The sequence below is a fragment of the Acidiphilium sp. 20-67-58 genome, assembly GCF_002255515.1.
Classification (GTDB): Bacteria; Pseudomonadota; Alphaproteobacteria; order Acetobacterales; family Acetobacteraceae; genus Acidiphilium.
Genome location: NZ_NCAS01000010.1, coordinates 15,476 through 28,389 on the forward strand (window position 1 = coordinate 15,476; position 12,914 = coordinate 28,389).

The window sequence follows — 12,914 nt, forward strand, 5'->3', positions numbered from 1 at the left end:
GCTAGCCCCGGTCGGGGTGATTGCGGAAATAGGCGGCGAGTTGTGCGGTGATCTGCCGGGCGAGGCGCTGGGCGAAATGGTGGCGCAGCACGCCCTGGTCGAGGGTGGCGGCGAAGTTCTGGTTATCGATGATGTTGGCCGCGTCCATCGCCTCGGCGGTGCCGCGGGCGATCACCGTGGTGCGGTTGCCCTCCGCGGTCAGCTCCCATCTCGCCGAGGCGATGTAGCGGACGCGGGTATTCGAGCTGTCGGGCTGGAGGCCGAGGGGCTGGCCGGCCCAGCCGCCATAGCTGACCTTCAGGTGGTAACGGTAGAAGCCGGGCGCGCCGGCACGCTGGAGATCGGCCTCCAGCGCCTGGCGCAGCAGCTGGCCCTGGCGGTCCGGCAGGAGGCCGACATCGACCTCGTCGAGCTGGGCGCTGACCGCGGCCCCGGCGGGGCCGCCGCCATAGAGCGGGCGGAAGCCGCAGCCGGCGAGCGCCAGCGGCAGCGCCAGGGCGAGGACCAGGACTTCAGGGCCGGACGACAAAGTTCACGATCCGGTCGGGGACGTGGATGCGCTTGACGATATTCGCCCCCGCCAGCAGTTGCGCGATGCGCGGCTCGGCCAGCGCCGCCGCGATGGCGGTTTCGGCATCAGCGCCCGGCGGCAGCTCGATCGTGCCGCGCAGCTTGCCCATGATCTGCACCGCCAGCGTGATCGAATCGCGCTTGAGCAGCTCCGGGTCGGCGACCGGCCAGGGCTGGTCGACGACGAGGCCGGAGGCGGGATCGAGCAGCGCGTTCGCCTCTTCGGCGACATGCGGGATGATCGGGGCGGCGAGGCGGATCAGCACCGACATCGCCTCGCGCCGCGCCGCCGGCAGGCCGGGGGCGGTGCGGCCCTCGGACTCGGCGATGGCGTTGGCCAGCTCGTAGAGCCGGGCGATGGCGACGTTGAAGGCGAAGCCGTCGATCGCCTCGGTGACCGCGGCGATGGTGCGGTGGGTCGCCTGGCGCAGCTTGCGGGCCTCGCCCTCGGCGCGCTCCAGCGCCACCTCGTCCGCACGGTCGGCGGCGACGCTGCGGGCGAGGCGATGGAGGCGCTGGACATAGCGGAACGCGCCCTGGGCGCCGGCCTCGGTCCATTCCACGTCGCGCTCGGGCGGATTGTCCGACAGGACGAACCAGCGCGCGGTGTCGGCGCCGAAGCGGGCGATGACGGCCGAGGGATCGACCGTGTTGCGCTTCGATTTCGACATTTTCTCGATCGGGCCGACGATCACCTTGCGGCCATCGAGCGTCGTCGCGTGATCGGCGTGGCGGATCACCTCCTCGGGGTAGAGCCACTTGCCGTCTTCGGTGCGGTAGCTCTCATGCGTGAGCATGCCCTGGGTGAACAGGCCGGCGAAGGGCTCGGCGACGCCGACCTCGCCGAGCCGGTGCATCGCCCGGGTGAAGAAGCGGGCGTAGAGCAGGTGCAGGATCGCGTGCTCGATGCCGCCGATATAGTGATCGACCGGCATCCAGTGCGAGGTCGCCGCCGGGTCCGCCGGCACCGCGGCGCGGGGGGCGCAGAAGCGGGCGAAATACCACGAGGAGTCGACGAACGTGTCGAACGTGTCGGTCTCGCGGTGGGCGGCGGCGCCGCATTGCGGGCAGGCGACGTGTTTCCAGCTCGGGTGATGGTCGAGCGCGTTGCCCGGCCGGTCGAACGGGAGGTCTTCCGGCAGGCGCACCGGCAGATCCTTCTCCGGCACGGGAACGGTGCCGCAGACCTCGCAATGGATCACCGGGATCGGGCAGCCCCAGGCGCGCTGGCGGGAGACGCCCCAGTCGCGCAGGCGCCAGTTGACCACGCCCTTGCCGGCGCCGCGCGCCTCAAGCTCGGCGATGGCGCGGGATTTCGCCGCCGCGACGGCGAGACCATCGAGGAAGCCGGAATTGACGATCAGGCCATCGCCGGTGAAGGCGACATCGCCCACCGCGAGGCCGGGATCGTCCTTGGGCGCGACGACGACGGTGACGTCGAGCCCGTATTTGCGGGCGAAATCGAGGTCGCGCTGGTCATGCGCCGGGCAGCCGAAAATCGCACCCGTGCCGTAGTCCATCAGCACGAAATTGGCGATCCAGACCGGGTGGGTGCGCGACGGGTCGAAGGGGTGGACGACGCGCAGCCCGGTGTCGAAGCCGCGCTTCTCGGCCGCCTCGATCGCGGCCTCGGAGGTGCCGGCACTCTGGCAGGCGGCGATGAAGGCGGCGGCCTGCTGATTGGTCGCGGCGATGGCGGCGGCGAGCGGATGGTCCGGCGCGAGTGCGACGAAGCTCATGCCGAACAGCGTGTCCGGCCGGGTGGAGTAGACCGGCACGCTGTCGATCCCGGCGCAGGGTTCCGTCAGGCGGATCGAGAATTCGGCGCCTTCGGACCGGCCGATCCAGTTGCGCTGCATGGTGCGCACGCGCTCAGGCCAGTTCTCCAGCGTGTCGAGCCCGGCGAGCAGGTCGTCGGCGAAATCGGTAATGCGGAAGAACCACTGGCGGAGCTTGCGCTTTTCCACCAGCGCGCCGGATTTCCAGCCCCGCCCGTCGATCACCTGTTCATTGGCCAGCACGGTCATGTCGACCGGGTCCCAGTTCACCGCCGATTCGCGGCGATAGGCGAGGCCGGCGCGAAAGAGATCGAGGAAGAGCTTCTGCTGGTGGCCGTAATATTCGGGATCGCAGGTGGCGAATTCGCGCGACCAGTCGACCGAGAGGCCGACGCGCTTGAGGTCGGTCTTCATCGCCGCGATGTTGTCGCGGGTCCATTTCGCGGGATCGACATTGCGCTCGCGCGCCGCGTTCTCGGCCGGCAGGCCGAACGCGTCCCAGCCCATCGGGTGGAGAACGTCATAGCCCTGGGCGCGGCGGGCGCGGGCGATCACGTCGCCGATCGCGTAATTGCGGACATGGCCCATGTGGATCTTGCCCGAGGGGTAGGGGAACATCTCGAGCACGTAGCATTTGCGCCGGCCGCCGGCGGGGATGTCGGCGGTGGCGAAGCAGGCCCGCGCGTCCCATTCGGCCTGCCAGCGTGCCTCGGCGGCGGAAAAATCATAGGCGCCGGAATCGTGCGTGGTCTGGTCCATGGATCAGCCGTTCAGCTGTCCCGCGGCCTTGAGCTGGGCGGCGCGGGCGAGGATGCGGTCCTCGATGCCGCTGGCGACCGCGGGATCAACCGGCTGGTCGACCCAGGCGCCGCCGCTGCGGCCCTGCTCGAACACCGAGACCCGGAGGTTGTTGGCGGCGAGCGTGGTGCCGAGCACATAGGCGGTGACCTTGAAGCGATGGTCGGTCGTGCCGGGCGGGGAATACCAGTCGGAGATGATGACGCCGGCGAAGGGATCGGCCGAGGCGAGCGGCATGAAGCTCAGCGTGTCGAGCGAGGCGCGCCAGAGATAGGCGTTGACGGCGACGCCGGTCTGCCCGGCCTGGCTCTTGCCGCCGAGGCTGAACAGCGAGCCGATGCCGCCGCCATTGCCGCTCGATGCCATTGCCTGGGGCACCCGGTAGGACTGCATGCTCGGCAGGTTCGGCTGCTGCGCGTTGCTGCACGCCACGAGCGCGAGGGCGGAGGCGAGCGCCGCGAGCTTCAGGGCGGTCCGCGGGAAATGGTTCGGGCAGGTCATGTCTGGAAAGCGCACATTCGTCTCCGCAGTTCGGACCGGAGGATCCGGCCGGCAACGATGGTCTTTAACCCTGCGACGCGACCGCGCCAAGGGCCGCGCGGCCGCGAAGGCCGCCAAACGTGCGGCCGTGAAGGCCGCCAAACGGGTGCGGCCGCGAAGGCCGCCAAACGGGTGCGGCCGTGAGGGCCGGCAAACAGGTGCAGCCGTGAAGGCCGCCAAAAGAAAAGGGCGGCGGATCGCTCCGCCGCCCCATCTGAACACCTTGCGGGTCAGATTACCACTTCAGAGCGGCGCCGAGGCTGATCGCCTGGGACTGCACGTTGTTCTTCAGGTTCGTCGCGCTGTTCGACGCGAAGCTGTAGTTCGCCTGGTGACGGTGACCATAGAGGTAGGTCGCATACAGGCCGAGGTTCTTGCTGAGGGCGTAGTTGGCGCCAACCGCAACACCATAGTCGGTCTCGGTGCGGCCGATGCCGGAGCCGAGCGTGTAAGCGCCAGCCGACTGGTTGTTGAAGTAGTAGGCACCGACCGTGTAGGGGCCCATGTCGTAGATGCCGGTCACTTCATAGAAGGTCAGGTCGCGCTGGCCGGGCATCAGGAAGTGCAGGCCGCTGTTGACCTGGCCAGCCTTCGCATTCACGCCGAGGGTGAAGCCGGCATACTTGACCTGGCCGGACAGCTCGTTGATGCCCATCGACTTGTACACGTTGGCGCCGGTGCTGTTGCCGATCGGCGCGGCGTGCAGGTAGTCATAGGCCAGCGTCACGCCAACGCCGTTGAACTCGCCGGAATATTCGATGCCGCCGGTGACGGTGTTCTTGCGACGGGCATTGCCCGCACCGCCCGGAGCGCTCGCCAGCGTGGCGCAGGTGGTGCTGCCAATGGCGCAAGCCTCGCCCTGCTTGAAGCCGTTCGAGTTCGGCTCATAGTCGAAGCCGGCCTGGAAGCCCGCGATCTTCGGCGAGATGTAGACGATCTTGTTGGTGGTGTAGAGCGCGCCGGTCGAGGTGAAGAGGCCCGAGGGAGCGTCCGGCGAGGGGACAGCGGCGCCGACGCCACCATCGGAGTTCCACAGGTTGCCGTCACCGAAATTGTAGTATTCGCCGGTGGAGAGCAGCCACCAGATGCCATCGGTCTGGCCGAAGCGGACGAAACCGGTCTGCGGCGTGCCAATATAGGCGAAGGCGCGGCGGATCGCGACGCCGGTCAGGCTGCCGCTGGCGCTATTCTCGGCAATGCCGACGCCGGCGCTGCTGTAGGCCGTGCGCAGCTCGATATGCGCACCGTACTGCACGCCATTCTCGGTGGTGCCGTCGAAGCCCGGATACAGGCGGATGAAGCCGGACATGCCGATCGGGTTCAGCTTGGTGCCGCCCTGGACGCTGTCGCCGGACGCGCCGATCATGTTGATCTGGTCGTTGATCAGGCCGTTGAGGTAGACATGGATCGAGCCCGGGGCCGGAGCCTTGGCAGCCTGGGCGTGGGCGGCGCCGGACGCCGCGACCATCAAGCCGAGCGACGCGGCAGACGCCAGAAGATACTTGCGCATTCAAACCTCCATTGTGCCGGCCGAACCGGCGTGAATCCTGCGCTGCCTGCGCCGTATCGGAAAGGCGACCAATCGCGGCCGGGCAGCGGACAAGCGGATAAAAGGCATTTCAGTCTCAGGAAGCAACATGCGTGGGACGGCTTGCGGGCTATTTAGATGCGCTGTTGTATCAAGGACACAGTGTATGGCGCTGAATGGCCAGCGCTCCGATTGCGGCGGCGCCGGCGCAGGATCGGCCGAGCGCGCGCAGCCGGCGCCCCCGCACGCCGCCCAGCGCGATGACCGGCAGCCCTGCCCCGCGCGCGAGCGCCGCCCAGCGCACCGGCCCCAGGGCGGGCGCGCCGGGATGGCTCACGGTCGGGAAGGCGGGCGAGAGAAACACGAGGTCCGCGCCGGCGCGGCGGGCGCGGACGAGTTCCGCCCGGCCATGCGCGGAGGCGGTGATCCAGCCACGGGTGAGGTGGGCGCAGCCGAGATGGGCGCCGCGACGCAGATGCAGCCCGGCATGCAGCGCCGCGGCGAGGTGCGGCGCGCCGGCGACCACCAGCGCGATCCGCCGCGCGCGGCACAGCCGGGCGATGGCGGCGGCACGCGCCACCGAGACCTCGTCGCGCAGCACCACGCCGGACAGGCCGGGCGGCAGCACCGCGATCGCCGCCAGCGGATCGGGCAGCCGAGCGGGATCGGTGAACAGCCACAGCGTCGGGTGGCTTGTGCGGCGGCGGCGCTTGACCGCCCGCGCCGCCGCGATCAGTTGTTCATCCATGAGCGAATTCAGCCCCGACACGATCAGGCCCGCCCTCGATGCCATCCGCGCGCGGATCGCAACGGCCGCACAGGGACGCGCGGTCACGCTCATCGCGGTGTCGAAAACCAAGCCGGTCGCGGCGGTCGAGGCGGCGCTCGGCGCCGGGCAACTCGTGTTCGGCGAGAACCGGGTGCAGGAGGCGGCGGCGAAGTTCCCGCTGCTGCGCCCGGCGCATCCGGGCCTCGCGCTGCACCTGATCGGGCCGTTGCAGACCAACAAGGCGCGCGAGGCGGTGGACTTGTTCGACTGCATCGATTCGCTCGACCGGCCGAAACTCGCCGATGCGCTGGCGGCGGCCGCCGAGCGCGCCGGGCGGATGCCGCGGCTGCTGGTGCAGGTGAATGTCGGCGACGAACCGCAGAAGGCCGGGGTGAGTATGGCCGAGGCGGATGGTTTCATCCGCGCGATGCGCGCCCGGTTCGGCGAGCGCCTGCACGGGCTGATGGCGATTCCGCCGCTCGGCGACGACCCCGCGCCGCATTTCCGCACCCTCGTCGCCATGGCCGACACGCACGGGCTGGCGGTGCGCTCGATCGGCATGTCCGATGATTTCGAGACCGCGATCGCCTGCGGGGCGACCGAGGTGCGCGTCGGCTCGGCGCTGTTCGGCGCGCGCCACGCGCCTCAATAGCCCCGGGCGAAATCGACCAGCGTGGCCGGGAGGCGGCCGGCGGCGAGTGCGCGCAGCGACGCGAAGAAGCTGGCCAGCGTCGCCGCGTTGTAGCGGGCCGGATCGTCCGAGGAGATATGCGGCGTCATGATCAGGTTCGGCGTATCCCAGACCGGATCATCCGGCGGGACCGGCTCGGTGGCGAAAACGTCGAGCACCGCGCCGGCGATGGTCCCCGCGCGCAGCGCCGCACAGAGTGCCGGCTGATCCGCCAGCGCGCCGCGGCCCATGTTGATCACCCCGGCATGCGGCGGCAGCAGCGCCAGCCGCCGCGCATCGAGCAGGTTGCGCGTCGCCGCGGTGAGCGGACAGGCGAGGAGCAGGAAATCGGTGTTGGGCAGCATCAGGTCGAGATCGGCGATCGGGCGGGTCGCGTCGCAATCGGGGTGCGGGGCGGTGCCGTTGCGCACACCGGTGACATGGATGCCGAACTGCCGCGCCCGCCGCGCCGCGCCGCCGCCGAGACCGCCGACGCCGACGATGGTCGCGCGCCTGCCGGCCACCGTGCCGGAGGCGCGGCGCTGCCAGCGATGGGCGCGCTGGTCGGTCGCGAAGGCGGGCATGTGGGTCGCCAGCATCAGCATCGCCATGATCGCGAATTCGCCGGCGCGGTCGGCGTGCACGCCGCGATTGTTCAGCAGCATCACCCCGCTGGGGATCATGTCGAACGGGGCGAGCGGGTCGACGCCGGCGGAGGTGGACTGGATCAGCCGCAAGCGCGGCGCGAGCGTGAGATCGAGCCGGCGGATCGCGGCGGGGGTGGCGATCAGCGCCTCGATCCCGGGCGCCGCGGCGGCGAACTCGGCCGCGGTCTCGCCCACGGTCAGGGTGTGGCCGGCGCCGATCTCGCCGGCGAGGCCGGCGGCCTCGTGAAACTCGGGCGCCGTCAGCTTGAGATAGGGGCTGTCGGCGAATTCCTGGATGTGGATGTGCATGCTTACCCCGGCTGGTGAAATCCGAAATGCAGGACAAGGAAGATCAGCCCGCCGGCGAGGAAGCCGACCAGCGTGCCGTTGACGCGGATGAATTGCAGGTCCTTGCCGACGCGCAGTTCGAGCCGCTCGGTGATGGTCGCGGCATCCCAATTCCCGATCACGCGGCCGATGAAGCCGGCGATCTCGGCCTGCGCGCCGGGCAGCAGCCGGGTGACGACGAGGCCGGCGCCGGCGGAGATGCGCGCGCGCATGGTGGGATCGGCGGCGAGCAGCGTGCCGAAATTGGCGAGGGCGCCGGCGATGAGAAGCTGCGCGTGACCACCCGGCCGTGCGGCGTCCGCCGCGATCGCCGCGCGCAGCCGCGCCCACAGCTCGCCCCCCCAGGCGCGCACGCTCTCATGCCCGACCACGCCGCGCAGGGCGGCGCCGAGTTCGGCGGCGCGTTCCGGATCCTCGGTGAGGCGGACGATCTCGCGGCGCACCCATTCATCGAAGGCGGCGCGCAGCTCGGAGCCATCGGGGTCGATGCGTTCCAGCTCGGTGTTGAGCGCGGTGACGACGCGCGCGGCGATGTTCGCCCCCACCGCCCAGCCGACCAGCGCGCCGCCCTGCTCGCGGACGCGCTCGCGCACCGCCTGTTTCAGCTCGGCCTCGCGGCTTTGCAGCAGCAGGCGAAGCTGGCCGAGGGTGAAACTGAACACCTCCTGGTGCCGCCCGCTCTCGACCAGCGAGGCAAGCGCGCGGGCGACGAGGCGGCCGGCGGTCGGCCCGCCCGCCATGCGCGGCAGCAGCCGGCCGAGCACGCGCCGCGCGCGGCCGTCCTCGACCGAATCGAGCAGGCGCGGCAGCGCCCCGGCGATGGCTTCGGCGAGCGGCGCCGACATCGCCGGATCGGCGAGGAAGCGGCCGAGCAGCGCCGGGATGTCGAGACCGGCGAGAAACCGCGTCACATCGGCGCCGGTGAAGACGTGGTTGGCGACGAAGCGGCCGAGGGCGGCGCCGAGCCGCTCCTTCTGCGCCGGCAGGATGGCGGTGTGCGGGATCGGCAGGCCGAGCGGGTGGCGGAACAGCGCGGTGACGGCGAACCAGTCGGCCAGGCCGCCGATCAGCCCGGCCTTGGCGGCATCGCGCAGGAACAGGGCGGCGGGGTCGGGCGGCATTGCGTAGCCCACCGCCATCAGCGCCGCCATCAGCGCGAGCAGCCCGGTCGCGAAGGCCCGGTGCCGGAAGAGCGAGCGGCGGAGTGCGGCGTCGGGGTCGGATACGGTCATTGCGCTGATGTGGCCTGATCCGCAGCAAGGGGCAACCCGGCGGCGGGATCGGTCGCGCAAGGTCAGTCGCGCGCGGGTTCAGCTTTACGCGCCGTCGCGCGCGGGAGCCCTCAGCAGCGCGAGGCCGGCCACGGCGAAGCCGGCGCTGGCGAGGAAGGTCGCCGCCGGGCCGGCGACGCTCCAGGCGAGGCCGGCGACCAGGCTCGCGGCCAGCAGCGCGACGCCGCTGGCGAGGTGGAACACGCCGAAGGCGGTGCCGCGCGCGCCGGGCGGCGCGGCATCGGAGACCAGCGCCGAGAGCACGCCCTGGGTCAGCCCCATATGCAGGCCGAACAGGGCGATGCCGATCAGGCCGACGACGAGCGAGGGGGCGAAGCCGAGGCAGAGATCGGCCAGGATCAGCACGCCGAACCCGGCGGCGAGCACGCCCCGGCGGTCCAGCCGGTCGGCGAGGCGGCCGGCGGGATAGGCGGCGAGGCCGTAGACCACGTTCATCACCACCAGCACAGCCGGGGTGAGCGCCAGCGGCAGGCCGAGGCTGCGGGCGCGGAGCACCAGGAACGCCTCGCCGAAACGGGCGAGCGTCAGCACCGCGCCGGCCAGCACGACGCCGCGGAAGCGCGGGCCGAGCGATGCGAATTCGCTGGCGCGCAGCGGCAGGCGGACGGGCGGGCGATCGGGCTTTGGCGGCGGCTCGCGCACCGCGACCGCGAGCAGCGCCACGGCGGCGAGGCCGAAGGGCAGCGCCAGCCAGAAGACGAGGCGGATATTGTCGCCGCTCGCCGCCATCAGCACGATCGCGAGCAGCGGGCCGGCGAAGGCGCCCACCGTGTCGAGCGACTGGCGCAGGCCAAAGGCCGCCCCGCTCATGCCCGGCGGCGCGAGGTCGCCCACCAGCGCATCGCGCGGGGCGCCGCGCACGCCCTTGCCGATCCGGTCGAACACGCGGGCGCCGAGCACCCAGCCCGCCGCCGGGGCGATCGCGAAGACGGGTTTCGACAGCGCGCCCATCGCATAGCCGGCGATGGCCAGCGCCTTGCGCCGGCCGAGCCGGTCGCTCAGCCAGCCGGAGAACATCTTGACGATCGAGGCCGTCCCCTCGCCCAGCCCCTCGACCAGGCCGACCATCTCGGTGCCGGCGCCGAGGGTGACGACGAGGAAAACCGGCAGCAGCGCGTGGACCATCTCGGACGAGATATCCATCAGCAGGCTGACGCACCCGAGCGCCCAGATGGCGCGCGGCAGGCGCGGCCGCGCGAGGCCCGTTTCCACCGGCGCGCTCATGACGTCAACGCGAGCGTCGCGCCATCATGCCGCCCTTGCGAGCGTCGCCCAGCACAATCTGCCATCGTCGGTCCTCCTAGAGCATCTTTATCCGATCAGATGATTCCATCTGATCGGATAAAGATGCTCTAATTATCAACAAGATAGAGCACGACATCCGATCCGGATGGATCGGAACGTGCTCTGGTCCGCAGGTAGGACGATATGCGGCGCGATGCCAAGCCCGCCGGGATCAGATCGCGAGCATCACCCCGCGAGAGCGGCCGCCCCGGACCGGGCGCGCGGACGGGCCGGGAAGGCCAGCACCGGACGGCCGCTGGTGAAGGTGCCGACGCGCTCGATGATCGAGGCGGCGTCGATGCCGTTGGCGCGGTAGAGATCGGCGATCGTGCCGGTCTGGCCGAAGCGCTCGACGCCGAGCGGCAGCACCGGATGGCCGGCGACGCCGCCGAGCCAGGACAGGGTTGCGGGATGGCCGTCGATCACCGTGACGATGCGGCAGTCGCGCGGGAGCGGGGCGAGCAGGCGCTCGGCGAGCGAGGTTACCGCCTCGCCGCGGCAGCGCGCGCGCTGGGATGCGCTCCAGCCTTCATGCAGCCGGTCGGCCGAGGTGACGGCGAGCACGCCGATGTCGCGCCGGCTTTCCGCCAGCGCCCCGGCGGCGCGGATCGCCTCCGGCGCCACCACCCCCTGATAGGCGATGACGAGTTCGGCATTCGGCCCCGGCTCGCGCAGCCAGTAGGCGCCGTCGGTCGCACCCTGCCGCCAGGCGGTGCCGCGCCGGCCCGGCTGCTCGACCGGGTTGGTGGACAGGCGGAGATAGACCGAGCCGCCCGCCGCATCGGCAAGGCCAGTGCGTGGATCGATGCGCGGATCGGTATGCGGATCGGCGGCGTCGCGCTGGAGATGGTCGAACGCCCATTCCATGATCGCCGCCAGTTCATCGGCGAAGGCCGGCTCGAAGGCGGCGAGCCCGGGCTGGGTCATGCCGATCGCCGGCGTGCCGATCGACTGGTGCGCCCCACCCTCGGGCGCGAGGGTGACCCCGGAGGGCGTGCCGACCAGCAGGAAGCGGGCATCCTGGTAACAGGCGTAGTTCAGCGCATCGAGCCCGCGGGCGATGAAGGGATCGTAGACGGTGCCGATGGGGATCAGGCGGCGGCCGAACAGCGACCGGGCGAGGCCGGCGGCGGCGAGCAGCAGCATCAGGTTGGTCTCGGCGATGCCGAGTTCGAGATGCTGGCCCTCAGGGGCGAAATCCCAGCGGGCGGTCGAGGGGATTTTCTCGGCGCGGAAAAGATCGGCCATCGCCTCGCGGGCGAACAGGCGGCGGCGGTTGACCCAGGGGCCGAGCGAGGTGGTGCCGGTGACGTCGGGCGAGGTGGTGAGGATGCGCGCGGCGAGCGCGCTGTCGCCGCGGGCGAGATCGTCGAGGATACGGCCGAAGGCGGCCTGGGTGGAGATTTCCCGCTCGCCGGGGGAAGCGAGGGCGGGGACCGGCAGTTGCGCATCGTCGTGCCGGCGGCGGCCGGCGGCGAAGAAGGGCGCCGCATCGAGCCAGGCGCGGAAGCCCTCCACATCCGCGACCGCGGCGAAGCGCTCCCATTCCTCGCCCTGACCCACGCCCATGTGGCGCTGCCAGGCCTGCATCTGCTCGACCGTCATCACCCCGCCGTGATTGTCCTTGTGCCCGGCGATCGGCGTGCCCCAGCCCTTGATCGTGTAGGCGAGGAAGCAGGTCGGGCGGTCATGATCGATGGCGGCGAAAACATCCGCCATGGTCTGCACGCAGTTGCCGCCGAGATTTTCCATCAGCGCGGCCAGCTCGGCATCGCTGCGCCGGGCGATCAGCGCCGAGACCGCGCCCTGGTCGCCCAGCTCGTCGAGCAGGCGCTTGCGCCAGGCGGCGCCGCCCTGGAAGGTGAGTGCTGCGTAGCGCTGGTTGGGGCAGGAATCGATCCAGTTTCGCAGCGCCTCCCCGCCCGGCTCGGCGAAGGCCGCGCGCTGCAGCGCGCCGTATTTGATCCGCACCACATCCCAGCCGAACGCCTCGAAGATCTTCTCGATGCGCTGCCACAGCCCCTCGCGGGCGACGCCATCGAGCGACTGGCGGTTATAGTCGATCACCCACCAGACATCGCGCAGCCCGTTCTTCCAGCCTTCCTGGAGGCATTCGTGGATGTTGCCCTCGTCGATCTCGGCATCGCCCATCAGCGCGACCATGCGGCCGCGCCGCACATCCCGCCCCCATTGCTTCGCCGCGATATAGTCCTGCACCAGCGCGGCGAAGGAGGTGATGGCGACGCCGAGCCCGACCGAGCCGGTGGAAAAATCGACGTCGTCATCGTCCTTGGTGCGGCTCGGATAGCTCTGGGTGCCGCCGAAGCCGCGGAAAGTCTCCAGCCGCGCGCGCGTGGTATTGCCCATCAGGTATTGCATCGCGTGGAACACCGGGGCGGCGTGCGGCTTGACCGCGACGCGGTCTTGCGGGCGCAGCGCGGTGAAATAGAGCGCCGCCATGATGCTCACCATCGAGGCGGAGGAGGCCTGATGCCCGCCGATCTTGATGCCGTCCGCCTTCGGCCGGAGATGGTTGGCGTTGTGGATCATCCAGTGCGACAGCCAGAGCAGGCGCTGTTCGGCGGTTTTCAGATGCGGCGTCATTCGCGGTCTCCCGGCATGAGGGCGGTGCTCGGAGTCTAGGCAGGCGGGTGGAGCGAATCCTTGCGATTCACGCGACATTGGACAAT

10 protein-coding genes are annotated in these 12,914 nt (G+C 70.7%); 1 reads left to right on the top strand and 9 read right to left on the bottom strand.

What is annotated here, in order from left to right:
• Position 1: 1 nt before the first annotated feature.
• The 5 genes from B7Z76_RS05260 to B7Z76_RS05280 form a co-directional block, all read right to left on the bottom strand.
• On the bottom strand, positions 2-529 hold the full coding sequence (locus B7Z76_RS05260) for a hypothetical protein (protein WP_291342595.1): 528 nt from the start codon (positions 527-529) through the stop codon (positions 2-4).
• Positions 513-3,107 (bottom strand): leucine--tRNA ligase, encoded by a 2,595-nt coding sequence (gene leuS, locus B7Z76_RS05265; protein ID WP_291342597.1) that lies wholly within the window; start codon positions 3,105-3,107, stop codon positions 513-515. The genes B7Z76_RS05260 and leuS overlap by 17 nt, the downstream gene beginning before the upstream one ends.
• Before the next feature lie 3 nt (positions 3,108-3,110).
• Positions 3,111-3,647 (bottom strand): DUF3576 domain-containing protein, encoded by a 537-nt coding sequence (locus tag B7Z76_RS05270; protein ID WP_371808634.1) that lies wholly within the window; start codon positions 3,645-3,647, stop codon positions 3,111-3,113.
• 274 nt (positions 3,648-3,921) lie between these two features.
• Positions 3,922-5,196, bottom strand: a complete 1,275-nt coding sequence (locus tag B7Z76_RS05275; RefSeq protein ID WP_174504192.1) for a porin — start codon at positions 5,194-5,196, stop codon at positions 3,922-3,924.
• Positions 5,197-5,365: 169 nt separating this feature from the next.
• Positions 5,366-5,962, bottom strand: a complete 597-nt coding sequence (locus B7Z76_RS05280; RefSeq protein ID WP_174504191.1) for a thiamine phosphate synthase — start codon at positions 5,960-5,962, stop codon at positions 5,366-5,368.
• On the opposite strand from B7Z76_RS05280, the gene B7Z76_RS05285 reads away from it, so the two are divergent.
• Positions 5,961-6,635 (top strand): YggS family pyridoxal phosphate-dependent enzyme, encoded by a 675-nt coding sequence (locus B7Z76_RS05285; RefSeq protein WP_291342601.1) that lies wholly within the window; start codon positions 5,961-5,963, stop codon positions 6,633-6,635. The genes B7Z76_RS05280 and B7Z76_RS05285 overlap by 2 nt on opposite strands.
• On the opposite strand, the gene B7Z76_RS05290 is transcribed toward B7Z76_RS05285, so the two are convergent.
• The 4 genes from B7Z76_RS05290 to B7Z76_RS05305 all read right to left on the bottom strand — a co-directional run bounded on the left by B7Z76_RS05290 (position 6,629) and on the right by B7Z76_RS05305 (position 12,828).
• Positions 6,629-7,609 carry an NAD(P)-dependent oxidoreductase gene (locus tag B7Z76_RS05290; protein ID WP_174504189.1) on the bottom strand — a complete coding sequence of 327 codons (981 nt, stop codon included), beginning with the start codon at positions 7,607-7,609 and terminating at the stop codon, positions 6,629-6,631. The two genes, B7Z76_RS05285 and B7Z76_RS05290, sit on opposite strands and share 7 nt — an antisense overlap.
• Before the next feature lie 2 nt (positions 7,610-7,611).
• Positions 7,612-8,880, bottom strand: coding sequence for a DUF445 domain-containing protein (locus B7Z76_RS05295; protein WP_324482606.1), 1,269 nt, complete (start codon positions 8,878-8,880; stop codon positions 7,612-7,614).
• Positions 8,881-8,964: 84 nt separating this feature from the next.
• The gene (locus B7Z76_RS05300) at positions 8,965-10,164 is read right to left on the bottom strand and encodes an MFS transporter (RefSeq protein WP_291342604.1); all 1,200 of its coding nucleotides are present in this window, start codon (positions 10,162-10,164) and stop codon (positions 8,965-8,967) included.
• Positions 10,165-10,410: 246 nt separating this feature from the next.
• On the bottom strand, positions 10,411-12,828 hold the full coding sequence (locus B7Z76_RS05305) for a transketolase (RefSeq protein WP_174504187.1): 2,418 nt from the start codon (positions 12,826-12,828) through the stop codon (positions 10,411-10,413).
• Positions 12,829-12,914: the final 86 nt, after the last annotated feature.

Coding starts and splice junctions, on each gene's coding strand:
- leuS (WP_291342597.1), bottom strand. CDS start 3,107: ATGGACCAGACCACGCACGATTCCGGCGCCTATGATTTTTCCGCCGCC.
- B7Z76_RS05270 (WP_371808634.1), bottom strand. CDS start 3,647: ATGACCTGCCCGAACCATTTCCCGCGGACCGCCCTGAAGCTCGCGGCG.
- B7Z76_RS05275 (WP_174504192.1), bottom strand. CDS start 5,196: ATGCGCAAGTATCTTCTGGCGTCTGCCGCGTCGCTCGGCTTGATGGTC.
- B7Z76_RS05285 (WP_291342601.1), top strand. CDS start 5,961: ATGAGCGAATTCAGCCCCGACACGATCAGGCCCGCCCTCGATGCCATC.
- B7Z76_RS05280 (WP_174504191.1), bottom strand. CDS start 5,962: ATGGATGAACAACTGATCGCGGCGGCGCGGGCGGTCAAGCGCCGCCGC.
- B7Z76_RS05290 (WP_174504189.1), bottom strand. CDS start 7,609: ATGCACATCCACATCCAGGAATTCGCCGACAGCCCCTATCTCAAGCTG.
- B7Z76_RS05295 (WP_324482606.1), bottom strand. CDS start 8,880: ATGACCGTATCCGACCCCGACGCCGCACTCCGCCGCTCGCTCTTCCGG.
- B7Z76_RS05300 (WP_291342604.1), bottom strand. CDS start 10,164: ATGAGCGCGCCGGTGGAAACGGGCCTCGCGCGGCCGCGCCTGCCGCGC.
- B7Z76_RS05305 (WP_174504187.1), bottom strand. CDS start 12,828: ATGACGCCGCATCTGAAAACCGCCGAACAGCGCCTGCTCTGGCTGTCG.